Origin of the sequence: Micromonospora citrea, from assembly GCF_049629545.1 — a bacterium.
GTDB classification, from domain to species: domain Bacteria; phylum Actinomycetota; class Actinomycetes; order Mycobacteriales; family Micromonosporaceae; genus Micromonospora; species Micromonospora citrea_A.
The window spans coordinates 173720-192208 of sequence record NZ_JBNADX010000004.1; the positions used below are offsets into that span (position 1 = coordinate 173720).

The window sequence follows — 18489 nt, forward strand, 5'->3', positions numbered from 1 at the left end:
CTCCGGCCGTCACCGGGCGCGTCTTCGCGTCCTCGGCCGGGCGCCGGGGGCGGCCGCCGTCCCCCGTCCGGCACGGGTCCAGGTCGGAGTGGGGTGCCGCCGGCCACCCGCCCGGCGGTGTCGCTCAGGAGATCCGGACCCAGCTTCCCCGGGACACCGTGTAGACGCCCAACGAGTCGCGCTCCAGCCCGCTGTGCCGGATGGGCGTGAAGGCGTACGGGCCCACCATGCCGTCGGTGACCAGCGTCTGCAGGAACGCCCGGATCCGGCCACGGTCGACGCTGGTGGACAGTCGGGCGGCGTCCGCGATGAACTGGAGGCCGTCCGAGGCGTACGGGGCGAAGCCGCTGAACCCGCCGTGCTCCTGGATGTAGCGGAACACGAAGTCCCGCCGGGCCAGCGCCGCCGTGGTGGTGTTGGTGAGGGTGGAGCCGCCCAGGCAGGCCGGATGCACCGCGTACGCGCCCTCCACGGCGGTGGCGTTGCTGCCCCCGAGGGTCTCCTCGGCCACCGCTGCGGCGTCGAGGAACAGCGGCCCGCGCCAGCCGGCCCGGCGCAGTGCCCGGGAAGCGCCGCCGGCGTCCGGGGCCGCGGACCAGAGGATCACGCCGTCCGGCTCGTCGGCCACCGTCTCCTCGGCCGCGTCGGCGAAGTCGGCGCCGCCGCGGGGGAGCCGTACGGTCCGGTCCAGTTCGACCCCCACGGCCCGTAGGGCGGCCGGCACGGCCCGGACCCCGGAGTCGCCGTGCAGCCCGTCGGCGGCCAGCAACGCCACCCGCTCCAGGCCCTGCGACCGGGCGAGCTGGGCCAACCGCCGGGCCACGTCGACGGCGTCGGGGGTGAGCTTGTAGATGAAGGTCCGCTGGGCCAGCGGCAGCACGATCCCGTCGCCGTGGGCGAGCGAGACGAACGGGGTGCGCAGCCGCTGCGCCACCCCCGCCACTGCCATCGCGGTCTCGGGCAGCGTGGTACCGAGCAGGGCGTGCACGTGGTCGTCGCGGATCAGGTCGGTGGCCTGCCGGGCGGCGAGCCGGGCGTCACCCCGGTTGTCCCGCACCAGCAGCCGTACGCGGCGGCGCAGGTTGCCCACCTGGACCCGCTCGACGTTGATGTCCTCCAGGCTGATCTGCAGGGCCCGTTCCTGGGGCACGCCCAGGGCGGCGCCACGGCCGGTCAACTCCAGGCTGACCCCGATCAACAGCTCGGGGCCGCCCGGGGAGGCGGTGCCGTCCGGCTCCGTGTCGTCCTGCGCGGTGGTCCGCCCGCAGCCGCCGAGCAGCAGGGCCCCGGCCCCCGCGCCGAGCACCCCCCGGCGGGTGAGCACGGTGGAGTCGGTCATCGGTGTCGCCATTGGAGTCGCCTTCCCACCCCGGCGTCACCTGCCGCCGACGGTTCCGCCGGTATGCTCCCGGCCGCCGTGACCCGGCGTCAAATTACCCGGGTGTGGGCAGGAACACGCAGGTGGAAGGCGCTCAGGAGCGGTAACCGGCGGAGCGGAACTCGTACTCCCGGTCGTCGTCGCGCTCTGCCGGGTCGCGGCTGAAGTCCCAGCCGCCGGCCGACTCCCGGCCCGGGCGGCCGCCCACCGCGAACCCGCCGATCTCCTGACCGCGACGCCAGCCGCGGAAGTAGCCGGTGGTGTTCTCGGCGAGGCTCGCCGCGTCGCGGACGATCCGCAGCGGACGCTCGTCGCGCAGCGGTGAGCCGGGCACCAGGTTGGCCTGCGGGACCCGCTTGGGCAGGCCGGCGGTGGTCTCCGCGCCGACGGCCGGGCGGGCCGCCTGCTCGGCGGCCTGCCAGCCGGTGTCCGCGGTGGTCGACCAGTCCAGCTCCGACTCCACCTCTTCGCCGTGCCCGACGAACCAGGCGGACCGGGCCTGGGCGAAGATCAGCAGGTCGCCGTCGCCCTCGTCCGAGATCGGCGGGGGTCGGTGCTCCATCGGCGCGGGCCGGCGCTCGACCGGGTCCGGACGACGCTCGGGCGCCGGCCGGTCGGCGCGGGGGGCACGGCCGCCCCGGCCCGCCTCCTCGCGGTCGACCAGGCGCAGCGGAGGAGTCTCCAGGCCCGGATCGGTGGGCGGGTTGGCGCCGCTGCGCAGCGCCCGGTCGGCCAGCGGTGGCGGCTCCACGAGCCGCAGCATCGGCGGCTCCTGCGGCAGGTCGTCGGCGAGCCAGGGCGGGGTGACCCGGCGCTGGGCGGCGGGCTCGGCCGGGGCGTCCGCCGGGCGGCCGGCGCGTTCGCCGTACGGGGGCGCCGGCTTGTCGGCGGGACCGTCGGCCGGCTCGTCCGGGTTGTTGACCAGCGGCCAGTTGGCCCGGGAGCCCGGCGGCGCGGTCTCCGGCTCGGGGCGCGGGGTCGGCACCGGCACGTTCAGGTCGGTCGCGCTGAAGCCACCGGTGGGCGCCGAGAGCGCGCCGCTGGTCTTCGGGCGGGGCGGGATCACGGTGCGCTGCCGCTCGGCGCGGGCGCTGTTGATCGCCGCCGTCGTCAGGGTCGGTCGGAACGGCTCACCGGCCTCGGCGGGTGGCACGGTGCCGCGCTGCGCGGGCGCGATCGGCGTGATGCCGGGCGGCGGCGGGGGCGGCGCGGAGACCGGACGGTTCGTGGGGGCGTCCACGCCGCGGCGCACCACCGGCATGGCGGGCTCGGTCCGCGCGGGCGGGGCGGAGGCGGGCCGCGCGGACGCGGCCGGGGCGACCGGCTGCGGGGCGACCGGCGGCGGCGCGACAGGGCTGGGGGCGACCGGCGGCGGGCCCAGCGGCCGGGGCGACGCCGGCATGGCGCCGCCGGAGACCGGCTCGGGGCGGCTGCGCCGCCCGGTGGGCACGGGTGGCGCGGGCTCGGCGGGCCGGACGGGGCGCAGCCCGGACGGGCTGCCGCCGGTGGGCAGCTCGCCCACCGTCTCGCCGCGACGGGCGGCGGCCCGGCGGCCGGGCGCCGGGGCGGGGGTGACCCGGGCGCCGAGCGCGCCGACCAGGGCCTCACAGCCGGCGTCGCAGGCACGCACGGCGGCGACGGCCTGCCGGACGGTCTCGGCGACGGCCGAGGTGAGCGCCCGGTTGACGGTGGCGCGGCGGGGCGTCTCGGAGATGGCCACCCGCAGCGCGGTCACCGCGGCGTCGATCTCCGCGGCCTCCGCCACGCCGTCGGCGGCCAGGTGGGCCGCCACCGCGTCGGCGGCGACGGAGACCTCCCGGCCCTGGGCCGTCGTGCCGGTCAGCATGCCGGGCTCCGGCAGGGCGTCCAGGACGGCCAGCGACACCGGCTCGGCCGGGTCCGGGTACGCCCGCAGGGCGGCCGGGTAGAGCTCGCGCAGCACCTCGCGCAGTGCCACGGCGGCCGAGTGTCGACCGCTGGACAGGGCGGCGTGCGCCGCCAGGACCTGCTTGTAGCCGGCCAGGTCGCGGGGGGCGGGGAGGGTGACGGCGGAGAGCGCGCCGGCCTGGAGGGCGCGGGCCAGGCCCACCGCCCGTCGCTCGGCCGGCGGGGACTGCATCTCCTCCAGGGAGTCGTCGTCGGCGAAGCGCTCGGCGAAGTCGTCGACCGAGTCGTCGTCCGCGATCGCGAGTGGACGCCCGGCGGCGCTCAGCAGCGAGGTGATCGTGTGGTCGTCGCTGTCGGCCGCGATCGCCGCGCCGCTCGGCCCGCCCGACCGCTCCACGAGCAGCGCGACCAGCCGGGCGTAGCCCGCCGGGTCGTCACCGATCTCGCAGACATGCAGCAGACGGCCTGCGTCGTCGACCACAGCGGACGTCAGCGCCGAACCGGTCGATGCCGGTCGGTCGGCCGGATCCGCCGAGGCCAGACCGCAGTACACGCGCACGAGCGCCACGGCGTCGTCCTCCTCCCGGGACACAGGGCTTGTTATCTGCCAGAGACTGATGCTCCCCGCTCGGGGTCAGTCGCGCCAGTCCACGACGGCAGAGATCTTGCCGACAATGGTGCGCCAACCCAAACTCGCGGTTTGTGCCCCGATTTTCTTCAGCCGCCGCCGACCGAAGAATCCACCGATCCCACCATTGACAGAAGCGCGCAGCGCCTCGTCCAGATCGTCCAGGCTGGACCCGGCGGAGAGCATGTCCAGCACCGCCGGTAGCCGCAGCGCGTACGCCACGTCACGGGCGACCTCGCCGGCCTCGATCAGCAGCGCCGGGTCCCAGGTGTCGTGCCCGCCGCGCAGGTTCTCCACGACCAGATCCAGTTCGTACGTGTCCTCGTCGAGGGGCACGACGTCGGCCGGTTCCACCCGTTCGGACAGTTCATTCCAGCTGTCCAGTTGGGACATGTCGTGGGGCGCGCCGGACCGGACGAAACTGACCAGCGCCTCGGGTGACTTGAAGAGCAGCAGCCGGCCCTTGTGGGTCAGGAAGAGCGGCACCTCCTCGTCGCCCGCCTCGTCCTGCTCGTCGGCGTCCTCGTCGGCGTCCTCGGCGTCCTCGTCGTCGGTCGAGTCGGTGGCGTCGCCGGCGCGCTTGCGCCGCGCGGCCTTCTTCTCGTCCTCGTCCTCCTCGGCGGTGAGCGCGGCGAACTCCTCGTCGAGGATCACCACCTCCTCGTCCTCGTCCTCGGTCTCGACGACCTGACGGCGGGCCAGGAAGGGGTCGTCGGAGTCGCGCTCGGCGACGTCGGTCAGGGTCAGCTCCCGTGCCGGCCGGTACGCCCGCAGCGTGAAGCCGGTGCCGGCGGGCAGCGCGATCTCCACCGGGTCGATGCGCACCTCGTCCCAGAGGGAGCGGTCGACCGTGCCGCGCTCCGGCGCGGACTCGACCGGACCGTCGGTGGCGTCGAGCTCGGGCTCGTCGGCGTCGGGCCGTTGGGGCGACTGGCGGGCCACGCTGACCTCCGTGTGCGTCGGGTTGCGCACTCGCCGGCGTCTCGCGCCGGCCAGTGACTCTGGGCACATACCCTAGTGGTCCGTCCGCCGGGTGCCGACCCCGCACCCCGCTGGCGGTCCGTACGGCCGACAAGTAGCCTAGCTACGTATGAAGGCCCAGTCGCTGCACGGACACCTCGACGCGCTGCTGTTGGCGGTGCTGGAGCGGGGCGCGCTGCACGGTTACGCCATCATCGAGGCGCTGCGCGCCCGCAGCGACGGCAGCCTGGACCTCCCCACCGGCACGATCTACCCGGCCCTGCGGCGGCTGGAGCGGGCCGGTCACGTGGCCAGTTCCTGGAGCACGGTGAACGGCCGGGAGCGGCGCACGTACGAGCTCACAGACTCGGGTCGCCGGGCGTTGGCGGGGGAACGGCAGGGCTGGCACGAGTTCAGCGCCACCGTCGGGCGTTTCCTCGGCCCCGACGCCCCGCCGGCCACCCCCGCCTGACCCGCCCGCCGGCCACCGTGCCCCGACGCGGGATGCGGCGTGTCGTGGTGTCCGGACGCGTGGATACCGCGACACGCCGCATCCCGCGTCGATCTTGCGGGTAGGGCCCGACGGTCAGGTGGGCGGACGGGTCAGCGGGCGGCGACCAGCCAGCTGCGGGCGGCCCGGCCCAGCGAGACGTAGGCGCCGCCGACCAGCACCGCGCCGACGATCATCGGCGGCCAGGTCAGCGCGGCCTCCCAGAGCCCCAGCGACCAGGCGAACAGGGCGACCCCGGCGAGCGAGCCGAGCGTGAGCGCGCCGGTGAGCCCCAGCCCGAGCAGCCGGCCCGACGCGGGGACACCGGCCCGGCCCCGGCGGGCCCGCCGCGTCCCGAGCACCAACCCGGCCAGGGCGAGACCGGCGACGGCCAGCCAGATCCCGTTCAACGACGCGGAGAGGAGCAGGTAGCCCTCGGGCGGCGGTGGGCCGGCGCTCCAACTCGACCCCCGCCAGGTGAGGTCGCCCGCGGCGACCAGGACCACGGCCACCGCGAGCGCCCGCGCCGCCAGCCCGCGCAGCGCCCCCGCCGCCAGCTCCGCCTGGTAGGCCGGCGCGAGCTGCGCCGGGGTGCCGAACTCGGCCACCGCCCGGCGCTGCGCCTCCGTCGCCGGCAGCCCGCCCTCCCGGTACGCCTCGGCGGCGTCGCTCAGCGCGTGCCGCAGCTCGACGATCAGTTCGGCCTTGAGCCGGGCCGGCCCGCGCAGCCGGTCGGCCAGCTCGCGCAGTTGTTCCTCCACGACGCCGTCGCACCCCCGCATGCGCCCCAGCCTGCCACCCTCGCCGGGTTGGCGCGTCGGGGAGATTCCCGGAACCGGCCTCGGTGGCCAGGGCCGTTCCCACGTGTCGTCGCGCCGAGCCGGCGTCCAGCCCCCGACCGACAACGCCGCCGGGCCCGACGCGGGCCGGCCGGCACCTAGGAAACAGGCCCCAGGGCCAGGTAGCCCCGCTCGGCGGCCTCCTGGAGCCGCCACTGGTCCCGGTACCAGCCGGGGGCGGCCACCAGCTCGGCGTGCCGGCCGCGTTGGACGATCCGCCCCGCGTCCAGCACCACGACCTCGTCCAGCCCGTCGAGGCCGCTGAGCCGGTGGCTGATCAGCAGCACCGAGTGCCCCGCCGGGGTGGCGGCCAGCGCCGAGGCGAGCACCGCGTCGGCGGCGGACGGGTCCAGCCCCTCGGTCGGCTCGTCGAGCACCAGCACCGGCGGGGCGGCGAGCAGCGCCCGGGCCAGGGCGAGCCGTTGCCGCTGCCCGCCGGAGAGCTGCCCACCCTCCTCGCCGACCACGGTGTCCCAGCCGTCGGGCTGGTCGCGTACCCAGTCGAGCAGGCCGGCGGCGCGGGTCGCGGCGCTCAGCTCCTCCTCGTCCGCGCCGGGGCAGCCGAGCAGCAGGTTCTCCCGCACCGTGGCGTGGAAGACGTACGCCTCGGCGAACAGCCCGCCGATCGCGCGGGGCAGCTCCTCGGCCAGGTACGCCGACAGGTCCTCGCCGTCCAGGGTGACCCGGCCGGCGTCGGGGCGTACCGCGCCGGTGAGCACGGCGGCGAGGGTGCTCTTGCCGGCGCCGCTCGGCCCGACCACGGCGATCCGGTGGCCGGCCGGCAGGTCCAGGTCGAGCCCGTCCAGGGCGGGCGCGGCGCCGTCGCGGTAGCGGACGCGTACCCCCTCGAAGCGGACGTGGTGCGACTCGGCGGGGTCGACGGACCGGCCGGCGGCCGGCGGGCCGGGCTCGACCGGTGCGGCGAGCAGGTCGGCCACCCGGGCCAGGCCGGCCCGCAGCTGGGTCCGTTGCCGGGCCGCGCCGACCAGGGCCAGCGCGATCTCCACGGCGGCGAGGGCGCCGACGGCCAGCACGCCGACCAGCACCCCGCCCACCTCGGCGCGCAGCGCGACGAGCACCACCCCGGCGGCGGTCAGCCCGGCGACGAGGACCCCGGCCGCGTCGATCGCGAAGCCGGTCGCGGCGAGCCGGCGTTCCAGCCGGGCCAGCCGGTCTGCCCGGTCGGTGGCGGCGCGCAGCGCCTGCCCGGTGGCGCCGAAGGCGGCCAGGTCGGCGGCGCCGTGGGTGAGGTCCACCGCGTCGGTGGCGAGCGCCCCGCGCAGCGGCGCCACCTCGTCGGCGGCGTGTCGGGTCAGCGCGGTGGCCAGCGCCGGCAGCGCCACCCCGGCGACGAGCAGGCCCAGCGCGAGCACCCCGGCGGCGGGCGGCGAGACCAGTGCGGCCCCACCGACGGCCAGCAGGCCGACCAGGGCGGCCGCGGCACCCGGCACGAGGACCCGCAGCAGCAGGTCCTGGACGGCCTCGACGTCGGAGACGAGCCGGCTCAGCGCGTCCCCGGTGCGCTGCCCGGCGGGCCCCCGGCGGGCGGCGAGGGTGGCGAAGACCCGGGCCCGTACGTCGGTGATCATGCGGAGCACGGCGTCGTGACCGGCGAGGCGTTCGGTGTAGCGGAACACGCCCCGGCTGATCGCCAGGGCCCGGACGGCGACGATGGCGACGGTCAGCCGGTCCAGCGGGGGCCGGCCGGCGGCGCTCATCAGCAGCCAGGTGGCGGTGGCCATCAGGGCCAGCCCGGCGAGTTCGGTGGCCGCGGCGAGCAGTCCGGCGCCGACCAGCCGGCCCAGGTACGGGCGGGCCAGCCGCAGGACGGTCCGTTCGGGGGAACCGCTGCTCATCGGGTCGCCTCCCCGGCCGGTACCCGGGTCAGTTCGGTGACCCGCCCGTCCTGCACGCGCAGGATCCGGTCGGCGTCGTCCAGCAGCGCGGGCCGGTGCGCGACCAGCAGCGCGGTACGCCCCGCGACCAGTCGCCGGGTCGCCGCGAGGACCACCGTCTCGCTGGCCGTGTCGAGCCGGGCGGTGGGCTCGTCGAGGAGCACCAGCGGGGCGTCGCGGAGGAAGGCCCGGGCCAGCGCGACCCGCTGCCGCTGCCCGCTGGACAGTCCGTGCCCGCGCTCGCCCAGCGTGGTGGCCAGTGCGTCGGGCAGGGCCGCGACGACGTCGTCCAGCGCCGCGTCGGCGACTGCCGTGGCGAGCGCCGTGGCGGGGGTGTCGGGGGCGCCGAGGCGGATGTTGTCGGCGAGGGAGGCGGCGAAGAGGTGGGCCCGCTGCGGCACCCAGGCGACCTGCCGCCGCCAGGAGTCGGGATCGACGTCGGCCAGGTCGACGCCGTCCACGGTGACCCGGCCGGCGGTGGGGCGGACGAAGCCGAGCAGCAGGTTGAGCAGGGTGGACTTGCCGGCGCCGCTGGGGCCGACCACGGCGATCCGCTCGCCGGGTCGGACGGTCAGCGTGACGTCCCGCAGCGCGGTCGTCCGCTCGTACTCGACGGTGACGTTCTCGAAGCGGATCTCGCCGTGTCCGCTCGGGGCCACGACGGGCGTGTCGGCCGGGGCGGCGTCGGCCGGGGCTGCGGTGACGGTGAGCGCCTCGTCCAGCGCGGTCAGCCCCTCCATGCTGGCGTGGAACCGGCTGCCGGCCGCCCGCAGCGGCAGGTACGCCTCCGGCGTGAGCAGCAGCACCAGCAGCGCGGTGGAGAGGGTGATCCCGCCGCCGAGCAGCCGGATGCCGACCGGCACCGCGACCAGCGCCACCGAGAGGGTGGCGACCAGTTCCAGCACCAGCGCGGAGAGGAAGGCGATGCGCAGCGTCTTCATGGTGGCGACCCGGTGGCCGTCGGCCATCCGGCGCACCACGTCGGTCTGTGCCCGGGCCCGGCCGAAGGCGCGCAGCGTGGGCAGCCCGGCGACCATGTCGAGGAAGTGCCCGCCGAGCAGCGACAGCCGCCGCCACTGCCGTTCGGTGGCGGCCTGCGCCTGCCAGCCGAGCAGCGCGCCGAAGACGGGGATCAGCGGGATGGTCAGCGCGACGATCAGCGCCGAGCCCCAGTCGGCGAAGACCAGCCGGGCCAGCACGGCCAGCGGCACGGTCACGCTCAGCACGAGCTGGGGGAGGTAGCCGGTGAAGTAGGCGTCGAGCGCGTCCAGGCCACGCCCGGTGAGGGTGGCGAGTTGCCCGGCCCGCTGGCCGGCGACCCAGCCGGGTCCGTGCCGGCCGACGGCGGCGAGCAGGTCCGCCCGCAGGGTCGCCTTCACGGTGGCCGCGGCCCGTGCCGCCACGGTGCCCTGTCCCCAGGTGACCAGCGCGCGGGCGCCGACGGCGGCGACGAAACCGGCCAGCGCGACGGTGTCGAGCCGGCCGTCGATCGCGGTGGCCAGCACCGCGGCCAGGGCGGTCGCCTGCCCCACGACCAGCAGCGCCGTGAGCCCGCCGAGGACCGCGAGCACGGCGAGGTCGCGCCGGGCCGCGGGGACCCGGCGCAGCAGACGCGGGTCGAAGGGACGGCGGTTCACCAGTACACCGGTGCCCTGCCGTCGGTCCGTCCCCGGAAAACCCACCAGCACATCGCCTGAAAGCCTAGTAGGGCCGGCAGGAGCGGAATCGTGAGCCAGCCCAGCAGCCGCAGCGTCGGTCCGCTCGCCGCCGCCTCGGCCACGGTCAGCGTGGCCGACGGGTCGACCGTGGAGACCAGCACGGCGGGCCAGAGCACCGCCCCGACCAGCGCCACGGGCAGCGCCAGTGCCGCCCCGGTGGCGGCGAAGGCCATCCCGGGCCGCCGCCGGGCGAGCGCCGCGCGCGCCACCAGCAGCGCCGTGACCAGCGACAACGGCAGCAGTACGGCGGCCGGCGGCTGCTGCGCCGTGGCGCGTACCCGGTCGGAGAGCAGGCCCAGGGCGGTGGCGGCGACGATCGCGGCGACCGCCACCGGGATGAGCCGTCCGGCGAGTCGGCCGACGGCGGCGGCCTCGGCGGCCGGCAGTCGCAGCGTGAGGAACGTCGCACCGTGCGCCGCGACCAGGGCGAGCATCGCGAGCCCGGTGGCGGCGACGAACGGGGTGGCCAGGTGGGTCACCCCGGCGATGTGGCCGTCGGCGTGCAGGGGTACGCCCTGCAGCAGCCCGCCGAGCAGCGCGCCCCAGCCGAACGCGGCGAGCGCGCTGCCGACCACCACCACCCGGTCCCACCCGGTGCGGGCCGCCTGCCCGCTCGGCCGGCTGCGCAACTGCACGCCGACGGTCACCAGGATCACCCCGACCAGCGCCCCGACCACGACGGGGTAGAAGCCGGAGAGCAGTTCCCCTTCGAGGGTGGGGAAGGCGCCGAAGAGGATGCCGACGAAGGCCACCAGCCAGACCTCGTTGCCGAGGAAGAAGGGGCCGAGCGCGGTGAGGCCGGCGCGGCGGGTGGCCGGGCCGCCCCGGGCGAGCAGCAGCCCGACGCCGTAGTCGTAGCCGCCGAGGACGAGGTAGCTGGCGAAGAAGAGGCCGAGCAGGGCGTACCAGGCGAGTTCCACGGGGTCTCCCTCAGGCGAAGGCGGGTGCGGGGCGGGGCTCGTCGTCGGGTGTGCCGGGCGGCCGGCCGAGCGCGGGGTCGGCGGCGCCCCGGGCGGCGTGCCGGGCGAGCAGCACCCAGTTGGTGACCGCGAGCGCGCCGAGCAGGAGGCTGAACCCGATCAGCGAGGCGAGCACGATCCCGGGGTCGACCGTGGAGACGGCCCGTTCGGTGGGGAGCAGCCCGTACGCCACCCAGGGCTGGCGGCCGACCTCGCGGGCGATCCAGCCGAGGATCACCGCGACGAAGGGCAGCGGCACGGCGAGCAGGACCAGCCAGAGCGGGAAGCGCAGCCGGATGATCCGGTCCCGCCAGAGCAGCGGCAGCAGCAGCCAGACGGCCCCGAGGGTGAAGCCGATCAGGATCATGAAGCCGAGCCCGACGTTGGAGAGCACCGGCGGGGTGTAGTCGCCGGGGCCGAACCGGGTGGTCCAGTCGGCGACCAGCGCGTCCGCGGCCGGGCTGCCGCCGAACTTGGTGGGCTGCACCTGCCCGATCGGGCCGAACTGGGCGAAGCCGAAGCCCTGCACCAGGGTGACCGCGCCGGCCGCGGTGACCAGCCCGATCCGCAGCGAGGTGCGGAACAGCAGGAAGTCGGGGGTACGCCGGATCAGGTGCCAGGCGCTGACGGCGGCCATCAGGATCCCGCCGGTGAGCAGCGCAGCGGCGACGACGTGCCCGAACGCCATGCCAAAGGTGGGGTTGGTGAGCAGCGCGCCGAAGTCGGTGAGGTGGGCGATCCCGTCGCGCACCTCGTACCCGACCGGGTTCTGCAGCCAGGCGTTGGCCACCATGATCCAGAAGGCCGAGGCGTACGCGGTGAGCGCGACGCCCCAGAGCAGCGCGAGGTGCACGCCCCGGCGCAGCCGGTGCCAGCCGAAGATCCACATGCCGAGGAACGTCGATTCCAGGAAGAACGCCACCAGCGTCTCGATGGCCAGGGGTGCGCCGAAGACGTTGCCGACGTAGCGCGACAGCCCGCTCCAGTTCAGCCCGAACTGGAACTCCATGACGATGCCGGTCGCGATGCCGAGCACGTAGTTGATCACGTAGAGCTGCCCCCAGAAACGGGTGAGCCGCTCCCACTTCGGGTTGCCGGTGAGGAACCCGGCGGTCTGCATGCCGACCAGCAGGGTCACCAGGCCGAGGGTGACCACCACGAAGAGGAAGTGGATCGAGGTGGTGGTGGCGAACTGCAGGCGCGCGAGGAGCAGGGTGTCCATGGCCGCTCTCCAGGAGTTGGCTCTCTTGTCGTAGCGAGCCTACAAGTAGCGATGCTACGTATTCCTCGGCGAAGATCCCTAGGGGTGACCCCGAATTCCGCTGCGGCCCGCCCGAGCGGGTCGGTCAGCTCAGGAAGAGGGAGACCGGCAGGGCGACCAGGGTGGCCGCGACGGCCAGCGCGGTGGCCCCGATGACCCGGGGCGGCCGGTCGGCGACCATCAGCCGCTGCACCCGCACGTCCAGGTCGCGGTCGCCCATGCCGAGCGTGCCCGCCGGGGTGATCCGGTCGTCGCAGGCCGCGAAGCGGCGCAGCGCCCCCGCCAGCGGGGCCTCGGCGTGCAGCTCCCGGGCCTTGTCGTCGGCCCGCATCTCGACCAGCAGGGCGACCCGCTCGTGCGCGTCGCGTACCCAGCGGAACCAGGGCAGCGCGCGGCGGAGCGCGGTGAACGGCAGCAGCACCAGATCGTGCCGCTCCTGCGCGTGCGCCCGCTCGTGGGTGAGCACCGCCGCCAACTCGGCCCGGTCCAGCAGGTCGAGCGTGCCGGCGCTGACCACCACCCGGGGCCGCACCCCGGGCAGGCAGTACGCCGCGGCGCTCGGGTGGTCCAGCACCAGCGCGCCCGGCACCGTGGGGTCCCGGCGGGCGACCAGGGTCAGCAGGTCCCGGTGCCGGCGCTGGGCGCGTACGGTCGCCTGGACGCTGCGCACGGTCGTGGTGAGCAGCACCGCGCCGATGCCGAAGCCGACCCCGACCAGGCCGAGGTGCACGGCCCCCACGCCGACCGGGAGGGTGCCGTGGCTCAGGTCGGTGGCGAGGGCGAGCAGGGCGCTGCCGGTCGGCAGGTCGTACGCGGCCAGGCCGAGCGCCATCGGCAGGCCCATCGCGGAGAGGCCGACCGCCAGTCCGACCGCCTGCCAGCAGACGATCGCGACCCGGGGGGCCCGCCACGTCCAGGTGGACGCGGCCAGGACCTGCGCGGTCAGGTAGCAGGCCAGCATCGACGCGGCGAAGTGCACGGCGAAGGCCACGGCGCTCGTCCCTACCGGTCCGTCGCCTCGTCGGCGGCCCTGCTCCGGCCGGCGCGCGGGTCGTCGATCCGGTCGGTCAGCCCCGCCTGCCCGCCGAGCGCCGCGCGGAGCACGTCGGCCTCGGTGCCGGTGACCGAGCGGGCGAAGCGGACCAGCGCCGCGTCCCGGCTGCCGCCGAGGTCGAGCGCGTCGAGCATGAGCTGGGCGATGTGCGCCTCCCGGCTGGCGGCGGCCCGGTAGCGCCAGGCTCGCCCCTCCCGCTCGCGCTGCACCATGCCCTTGCCGGCCAGCCGGTCCAGCACGGTCATCACCGTCGTGTAGGCCAGCTCGCGTCCGTCGAGGGCGTCGGCGACCTCCCGCACGGTCACTCCGTCCGACGTGGCGGGGACCGAGTCCCACAACACGTCCATCACCGCACGCTCAAGATCGCCCAGCCGAGTCACCCGCCAATCCTACCCCGCGTAGTAGACCGGGCGGCACGCCCGGCACCCCGCTGATCGAGGACCCCACGCTGGGCATCAGCCACCAGAGCCCAACCCCGCGGGCGGACGCTGCACCAGAGGGTTTCCGGGGGAGCCCGCCCACGCAGGGATCAAGCCTGACCGCCCGGAGTGGGCGGGCTCCCCCGGAAACCCCCAACGGTGACCAGCGATCACACCCCCTTCGGGTGCCAGACCGTCTTCGTCTCCAGCAGGGTGGTCATCCGGGTGATGCCCGGGTCGCCGCTCCAGTCGTGGTCGGCGGGGGCCGGCCGGAGCACCCGCTTGAGGTTCTGCGCCGCGCTGACCTCCAGGTCGGCCGCCAGCGCGGCGTCGGTGACGCCGGTCAGGTCGATCGCGTTGACGTCCATGTGGCTCGCCAGGGTCGGGGCGGTCTCCGCGATCCGGCCGGTGAGGATGTTCACCACGCCGCCGGGCAGGTCGGAGGTGGCCAGCACCTCGGCCAGGGTGACCGCCGCCAGTGGCGCCGACGGCGAGGCCGCCACCACGACCGTGTTGCCGGTGACGATGGCCGGGGCGATCACGCTGACCAGGCCCAGCAGCGCCGGCTGCTCCGGGGCCACCACGGCCACCACGCCGGTCGGCTCGGGCGCCGACAGGTTGAAGTACGGCCCGGCGACCGGGTTGGCGCCGCCGTACACCTGGGGGAGCTTGTCGGACCAGCCGGCGTACCAGACCCACCGGTCGATCGCCGCGTCCACCTCGTCGGCCGGGACGCCCAGGGCGACGAACTGCTCGCGCCGGCCCTCCAGCATCTCGGCGACCCGGTAGAGGATCTGACCCCGGTTGTACGCGGTCGCCCCGGCCCACCCCTTCACGGCGGCGCGGGCGGCGAGCACCGCGTCCCGGGCGTCCTTCCGCGACGCCAATGACACGTTCGCGTCCTGCACGAGATACGACCGTCCCGACTCGCTGCGCGGGAACTTCCCGCCGATGAAGAGCTTGTACGTCTTGCGTACCGCGACCCGCTCAGACATTGAGGTAGCCCTCCAGCCCGTGCCGGCCGCCCTCGCGACCGTAGCCCGACTCCTTGTAGCCGCCGAACGGCGAGGTGGGGTCGAACTTGTTGAACGTGTTGGCCCAGACCACGCCGGCACGCAGCCGGTCGGCCGTCCAGAGGATCCGGGAGCCCTTGTCGGTCCAGATCCCCGCCGACAGCCCGAACGGCGTGTTGTTGGCCTTCTCGACGGCCTCGGCCGGGGTCCGGAAGGTCAGCACGGACAGCACCGGGCCGAAGATCTCCTCGCGGGCGATCCGGTGCGCCTGGGTGACCCCGGTGAAGATGGTCGGCGCGAACCAGAAGCCCCGCTCGGGCAGCTCGCACGCGGGTGACCAGCGCTCGGCGCCCTCGGCGGAACCGGCGTCGGACAGCTCCCGGATCCGGGCCAGCTGGGCGGCCGAGTTGATCGCGCCGATGTCGGTGTTCTTGTCCAGCGGGTCGCCGACGCGCAGCTGGGCCATCCGGCGCTTGAGCGACTCCAGCACCCGGTCGGCGACCGACTCCTGTACGAGCAGCCGGGAGCCGGCGCAGCAGACGTGGCCCTGATTGAAGAAGATGCCGTTGACGATGCCCTCGACGGCCTGGTCGACCGGGGCGTCGTCGAAGACGATGTTGGCGGCCTTGCCGCCCAGCTCCAGGGTGAGCTTCTTGCGGGTGCCGGCGACCGCGCGGGCGATGGCCCGGCCGACCTCGGTGGAGCCGGTGAAGGCGACCTTGTCCACGCCCGGGTGCTCGACCAGCGCCCGGCCGGTGTCGCCGGCGCCGGTGACGATGTTGACCACGCCGGCCGGCAGGTCGGCCTGCTGGCAGATCTCGGCGAAGAGCAGCGCGGTCAGCGGGGTGGTCTCGGCCGGCTTCAGCACCACCGTGTTGCCCGCCGCGAGCGCCGGGGCGATCTTCCAGGCCAGCATGAGCAGCGGGAAGTTCCACGGGATGACCTGCGCGGCCACGCCGAGCGGCCGGGGGTTCGCGCCGAACCCGGCGTGCTCCAGCTTGTCGGCCCAGCCGGCGTAGTAGAAGAAGTGCGCGGCGACCAGCGGCAGGTCGACGTCGCGGGACTCCTTGATCGGCTTGCCGTTGTCCAGCGACTCCAGCACGGCCAGCTCGCGGGAGCGCTCCTGGATGATCCGGGCGATCCGGAACAGGTACTTGGCCCGGTCCCGGCCCGGCATCGGGCCCCAGACCTTCTCGTACGCCGTGCGGGCGGCGCGGACGGCGCGCTCGACGTCCTGGCTGCCGCCCTCGGCGATCTCGGCCAGCACCTCCTCGGAGGCCGGGTTGATCGACTTGAAGCTGCCGCCGTCGGCCGGGTCGACGAACCGTCCGTCGATGAACAGCCCGTAGGAGGGCTTGAGGTCCACCACCGAGCGCGACTCGGGGGCGGGCGCGTATTCGAACATCACTCTCAGTCCAGGGTGAAGTAGTCGGGACCGGAGTAGACGCCGGTCGTCAGCTTGGTGCGCTGCATCAGCAGGTCGTTCAGGAGGCTGGACGCGCCGAAGCGGAACCAGTCCGGGTCCAGCCAGTCCGCGCCGACGGTCTCGTTGACCATCACCAGGTACTTGATCGCGTCCTTGGTGGTCTTGATGCCGCCGGCCGGCTTCACGCCGACCTGCCGCCCGGTGGCGGCGCGGAAGTCGCGGACCGCCTCCAGCATCACCAGGGTCACCGGCAGCGTCGCGGCGACCGGGACCTTGCCGGTGGAGGTCTTGATGAAGTCGCCGCCGGCCAGCATGGCCAGCCAGGAGGCCCGCCGCACGTTGTCGTAGGTGGCCAGCTCGCCGGTCTCCAGGATCACCTTCAGGTGGGCGTCCCCGCAGGCGGACTTGGTGGCCACGATCTCGTCGTAGACCTCCTTGTATCGGCCGGCCAGGAACGCGCCCCGGTTGATCACCATGTCGATCTCGTCGGCGCCGGCCTCGACGGCCGCCCGGGTGTCGGCCAGCTTGATCTCCAGTGGCGCCTGGCCGGACGGGAAGGCGGTCGCCACGCTGGCCAGGTGCACGCCGGAGCCCCGCAGCACCTCGGCCACGTACGGGACCATCGCCGGGTAGACGCAGACCGCGCCGACGTGCGGGCAGGACGGGTCGGCCGGGTCGGGGCGCAGCGCCTTGGCCGCGAGCGCCCGCACCTTGCCGGGGGTGTCGGCCCCTTCCAGGGTGGTCAGGTCGACCATCCGGATGGCCAGGTCGATCGCCTGGGCCTTGGCCGTGGTCTTGATGGAGCGGGTGCCGAGTTGTGCCGCCCGCTGCTCCGCGCCGACCTGGTCCACGCCCGGCAGGCCGTGCAGGAAGGTCCGCAGAGCGGTCTCGGATCGTCCCAGCTCGGAGAGGTCCGACCGGGCCGACGTCGTCGTCGCCGTCATGCCCCGAATACTACGCATCCGCGAGCCGAGTGATCTTGGTCACGGCGACTCCGCCGGCGGCGCCACACGTGAGCGGCGTCGCTGGTGGGGCCGCACCCGCAGTGCCGGACCGGGCGGACCGGTAGGTTGAGCGATCGTGGACGTACACGTCATTGACCACCCGCTCGCCCAGTCGCGGCTGACCGCCATGCGCGACGCCCGCTCGGACTCCTCGTCGTTCCGGGCGGCGCTGCACGAACTCACCACCATGCTGGTGTACGAGGCCGCGCGCTCCTTCCCGGTGGAGAAGTACCCGGTGCAGACCCCGGTCACCGGGACCGAGGGCACCCGGCTGGCCAACCCGCCGCTGCTGGTGCCGGTGCTGCGGGCCGGGCTGGGCATGGCCGACGCCGCCCTCGGCCTGCTGCCGGAGTCGTCGATGGGCTTCGTCGGGCTCGCCCGCGACGAGCAGACGTACGAGCCGCGCGCGTACATGGAGTCGCTGCCCCGCGACCTGACCGGTTTGCCGGTGCTGGTGCTCGACCCGATGCTGGCCACCGGCGGCTCGCTGGAGCACTGCTGCCGGCTGCTCGCGGACCGGGGCTGCACCGACATCACCGTGCTCTGCGTGCTGGCCGCGCCGGTCGGCATCGAGCGGCTGGCCCAGTCCGGCCTGCCGTTGCGCCTGGTCACCGCCGCGATCGACGAGGGGCTGAACGACGACATGTTCATCGTCCCGGGTCTCGGCGACGCCGGTGACCGGCAGTTCGGCGGCATGCCCCGGTTCTGACCGACGCGCCCGTCCGCCGGCTCCCGCCCGGCGGGCCCGGGCGCGTTGTGGCGCGGGAGGTGCGCGCAACCGCTACCGTCTCGGGCCATGACTGGTGTTGCGCTCGCCGAAGAGCTGCTGCTGCTGGCGTACGACGACGAGACCGGCCGGGCGACCATGCCCCGGATCAGCCTCGACCTGGGGATGGCCGCGGCCGTCCTGGTGGAGCTGGCCCTGGCCGGCCGGATCGCGTACGCCGACGGGTCCCTGGTGGCGACCGACCCGACGCCGCTGGGCGAGCCGATCCTGGACGGGGTGCTGGGCCGGATCGCGGCGGACACCCCGCACAGCCCGTCCTCCTGGGTGCAGCGGCTGCGGCACGGCCTGCGCGACCGGATCCTCGCCGACCTGGTGGACCGGGGCGTGGTCCGCGACGTCGAGGAGACCGAGCTGGACTTCATCGTCGTGCACCGCTACCCGGCGGCGGATCCCTCGGTGGAGGAGGACACCCGCCTGCGGCTCGGCGCGGCCCTCGCCGACGGGCACCTGCCCGACGAGCGGACCGCCGCGCTGGCCACCCTGGTGGCGGTGCTGCGGATGGAACCGGCGCTCGGCCTGACCGGCGGCGACGCCGTCGACGCCCGCCGCCGGCTGGAGGAGATCGCCGGCGGCGCCGGCTTCTCCGGCAACGTCAGCCTCGACGACTCCGTCGTCCGCCCCTCCATCGGCCTGGTCGTCGCCGCCCTCGCCCAAGCCGTAGACCAGGCCCTCGGCAAACGCCCCTGACCCACCCAATCCCCCCACCCCCACCCCTCCCGCGTTGATCATGAAGTTATTGCCACTGGAGAGCGCTTACCGAGGCAATAACTT

At 75.2% G+C, this 18489-nt stretch carries 15 protein-coding genes and 1 pseudogene; 3 read left to right on the forward strand and 13 right to left on the reverse strand.

What is annotated here, in order from left to right; genetic code table 11:
• Window positions 1-124: 124 nt before the first annotated feature.
• From ACPFP2_RS07040 to ACPFP2_RS07050, 3 genes are all read right to left on the reverse strand, one after another.
• Window positions 125-1351: an ABC transporter substrate-binding protein gene (locus ACPFP2_RS07040; protein ID WP_424087270.1), complete on the reverse strand. Its 1227-nt coding sequence runs from the start codon at window positions 1349-1351 to the stop codon at window positions 125-127.
• Between the two features lie 121 nt (window positions 1352-1472).
• Window positions 1473-3857 (reverse strand): transposase, encoded by a 2385-nt coding sequence (locus ACPFP2_RS07045; RefSeq protein WP_424087272.1) that lies wholly within the window; start codon window positions 3855-3857, stop codon window positions 1473-1475.
• 42 nt (window positions 3858-3899) lie between these two features.
• Window positions 3900-4865: a DNA primase gene (locus tag ACPFP2_RS07050; protein ID WP_424087274.1), complete on the reverse strand. Its 966-nt coding sequence runs from the start codon at window positions 4863-4865 to the stop codon at window positions 3900-3902.
• 118 nt (window positions 4866-4983) lie between these two features.
• Between ACPFP2_RS07050 and ACPFP2_RS07055 the strand changes: the two genes are divergently transcribed.
• Window positions 4984-5325, forward strand: coding sequence for a PadR family transcriptional regulator (locus tag ACPFP2_RS07055; RefSeq protein ID WP_424087276.1), 342 nt, complete (start codon window positions 4984-4986; stop codon window positions 5323-5325).
• Window positions 5326-5456: 131 nt separating this feature from the next.
• Here the strand turns inward: ACPFP2_RS07055 and ACPFP2_RS07060 are convergent, their stop codons facing one another.
• The 10 genes and pseudogenes from ACPFP2_RS07060 to deoC form a co-directional block, all read right to left on the reverse strand.
• Entirely contained in the window at window positions 5457-6125 is a 669-nt protein-coding gene (locus ACPFP2_RS07060; protein ID WP_424087278.1) for a permease prefix domain 1-containing protein, read from the reverse strand.
• Window positions 6126-6280: 155 nt separating this feature from the next.
• Window positions 6281-8110 (reverse strand): annotated as a pseudogene (gene cydC, locus ACPFP2_RS07065) (thiol reductant ABC exporter subunit CydC); the annotation flags it as partial.
• Window positions 8035-9714, reverse strand: a complete 1680-nt coding sequence (cydD, locus tag ACPFP2_RS07070) for a thiol reductant ABC exporter subunit CydD (protein ID WP_424087279.1) — start codon at window positions 9712-9714, stop codon at window positions 8035-8037. The gene cydD and the pseudogene cydC, both read right to left, overlap by 76 nt.
• Window positions 9711-10715 (reverse strand): cytochrome d ubiquinol oxidase subunit II, encoded by a 1005-nt coding sequence (locus tag ACPFP2_RS07075; protein ID WP_424087284.1) that lies wholly within the window; start codon window positions 10713-10715, stop codon window positions 9711-9713. The genes cydD and ACPFP2_RS07075 overlap by 4 nt, the downstream gene beginning before the upstream one ends.
• 10 nt (window positions 10716-10725) lie before the next feature.
• Entirely contained in the window at window positions 10726-11976 is a 1251-nt protein-coding gene (locus tag ACPFP2_RS07080) for a cytochrome ubiquinol oxidase subunit I (protein ID WP_424087286.1), read from the reverse strand.
• A 124-nt stretch (window positions 11977-12100) separates the two neighbouring features.
• Window positions 12101-13006 (reverse strand): M56 family metallopeptidase, encoded by a 906-nt coding sequence (locus ACPFP2_RS07085; RefSeq protein WP_424087287.1) that lies wholly within the window; start codon window positions 13004-13006, stop codon window positions 12101-12103.
• Window positions 13007-13017: 11 nt separating this feature from the next.
• Window positions 13018-13449 carry a BlaI/MecI/CopY family transcriptional regulator gene (locus ACPFP2_RS07090; protein ID WP_424087288.1) on the reverse strand — a complete coding sequence of 144 codons (432 nt, stop codon included), beginning with the start codon at window positions 13447-13449 and terminating at the stop codon, window positions 13018-13020.
• Window positions 13450-13658: 209 nt separating this feature from the next.
• Window positions 13659-14483: an aldehyde dehydrogenase family protein gene (locus ACPFP2_RS07095; protein ID WP_424087289.1), complete on the reverse strand. Its 825-nt coding sequence runs from the start codon at window positions 14481-14483 to the stop codon at window positions 13659-13661.
• On the reverse strand, window positions 14476-15906 hold the full coding sequence (locus ACPFP2_RS07100) for an aldehyde dehydrogenase family protein (RefSeq protein ID WP_424087290.1): 1431 nt from the start codon (window positions 15904-15906) through the stop codon (window positions 14476-14478). The genes ACPFP2_RS07095 and ACPFP2_RS07100 overlap by 8 nt, the downstream gene beginning before the upstream one ends.
• A gap of 5 nt (window positions 15907-15911) precedes the next feature.
• Window positions 15912-16871 carry a deoxyribose-phosphate aldolase gene (deoC, locus tag ACPFP2_RS07105; RefSeq protein ID WP_424087291.1) on the reverse strand — a complete coding sequence of 320 codons (960 nt, stop codon included), beginning with the start codon at window positions 16869-16871 and terminating at the stop codon, window positions 15912-15914.
• A 136-nt stretch (window positions 16872-17007) separates the two neighbouring features.
• Between deoC and upp the strand changes: the two genes are divergently transcribed.
• Both upp and ACPFP2_RS07115 read left to right on the forward strand, forming a co-directional pair.
• On the forward strand, window positions 17008-17640 hold the full coding sequence (upp, locus tag ACPFP2_RS07110) for a uracil phosphoribosyltransferase (protein WP_424087292.1): 633 nt from the start codon (window positions 17008-17010) through the stop codon (window positions 17638-17640).
• An 87-nt stretch (window positions 17641-17727) separates the two neighbouring features.
• Window positions 17728-18405 (forward strand): GOLPH3/VPS74 family protein, encoded by a 678-nt coding sequence (locus ACPFP2_RS07115; RefSeq protein ID WP_424087293.1) that lies wholly within the window; start codon window positions 17728-17730, stop codon window positions 18403-18405.
• The last annotated feature ends 84 nt before the right edge of the window (window positions 18406-18489 follow it).

Bases quoted from the DNA above. Each gene is read 5' to 3' on its own strand.
- ACPFP2_RS07100 (WP_424087290.1), bottom strand. From the start codon at position 15,906: ATGTTCGAATACGCGCCCGCCCCCGAGTCGCGCTCGGTGGTGGACCTC.
- ACPFP2_RS07115 (WP_424087293.1), top strand. From the start codon at position 17,728: ATGACTGGTGTTGCGCTCGCCGAAGAGCTGCTGCTGCTGGCGTACGAC.
- ACPFP2_RS07080 (WP_424087286.1), bottom strand. From the start codon at position 11,976: ATGGACACCCTGCTCCTCGCGCGCCTGCAGTTCGCCACCACCACCTCG.
- ACPFP2_RS07095 (WP_424087289.1), bottom strand. From the start codon at position 14,483: ATGTCTGAGCGGGTCGCGGTACGCAAGACGTACAAGCTCTTCATCGGC.
- deoC (WP_424087291.1), bottom strand. From the start codon at position 16,871: ATGACGGCGACGACGACGTCGGCCCGGTCGGACCTCTCCGAGCTGGGA.
- ACPFP2_RS07060 (WP_424087278.1), bottom strand. From the start codon at position 6,125: ATGCGGGGGTGCGACGGCGTCGTGGAGGAACAACTGCGCGAGCTGGCC.
- ACPFP2_RS07055 (WP_424087276.1), top strand. From the start codon at position 4,984: ATGAAGGCCCAGTCGCTGCACGGACACCTCGACGCGCTGCTGTTGGCG.
- ACPFP2_RS07040 (WP_424087270.1), bottom strand. From the start codon at position 1,351: ATGGCGACACCGATGACCGACTCCACCGTGCTCACCCGCCGGGGGGTG.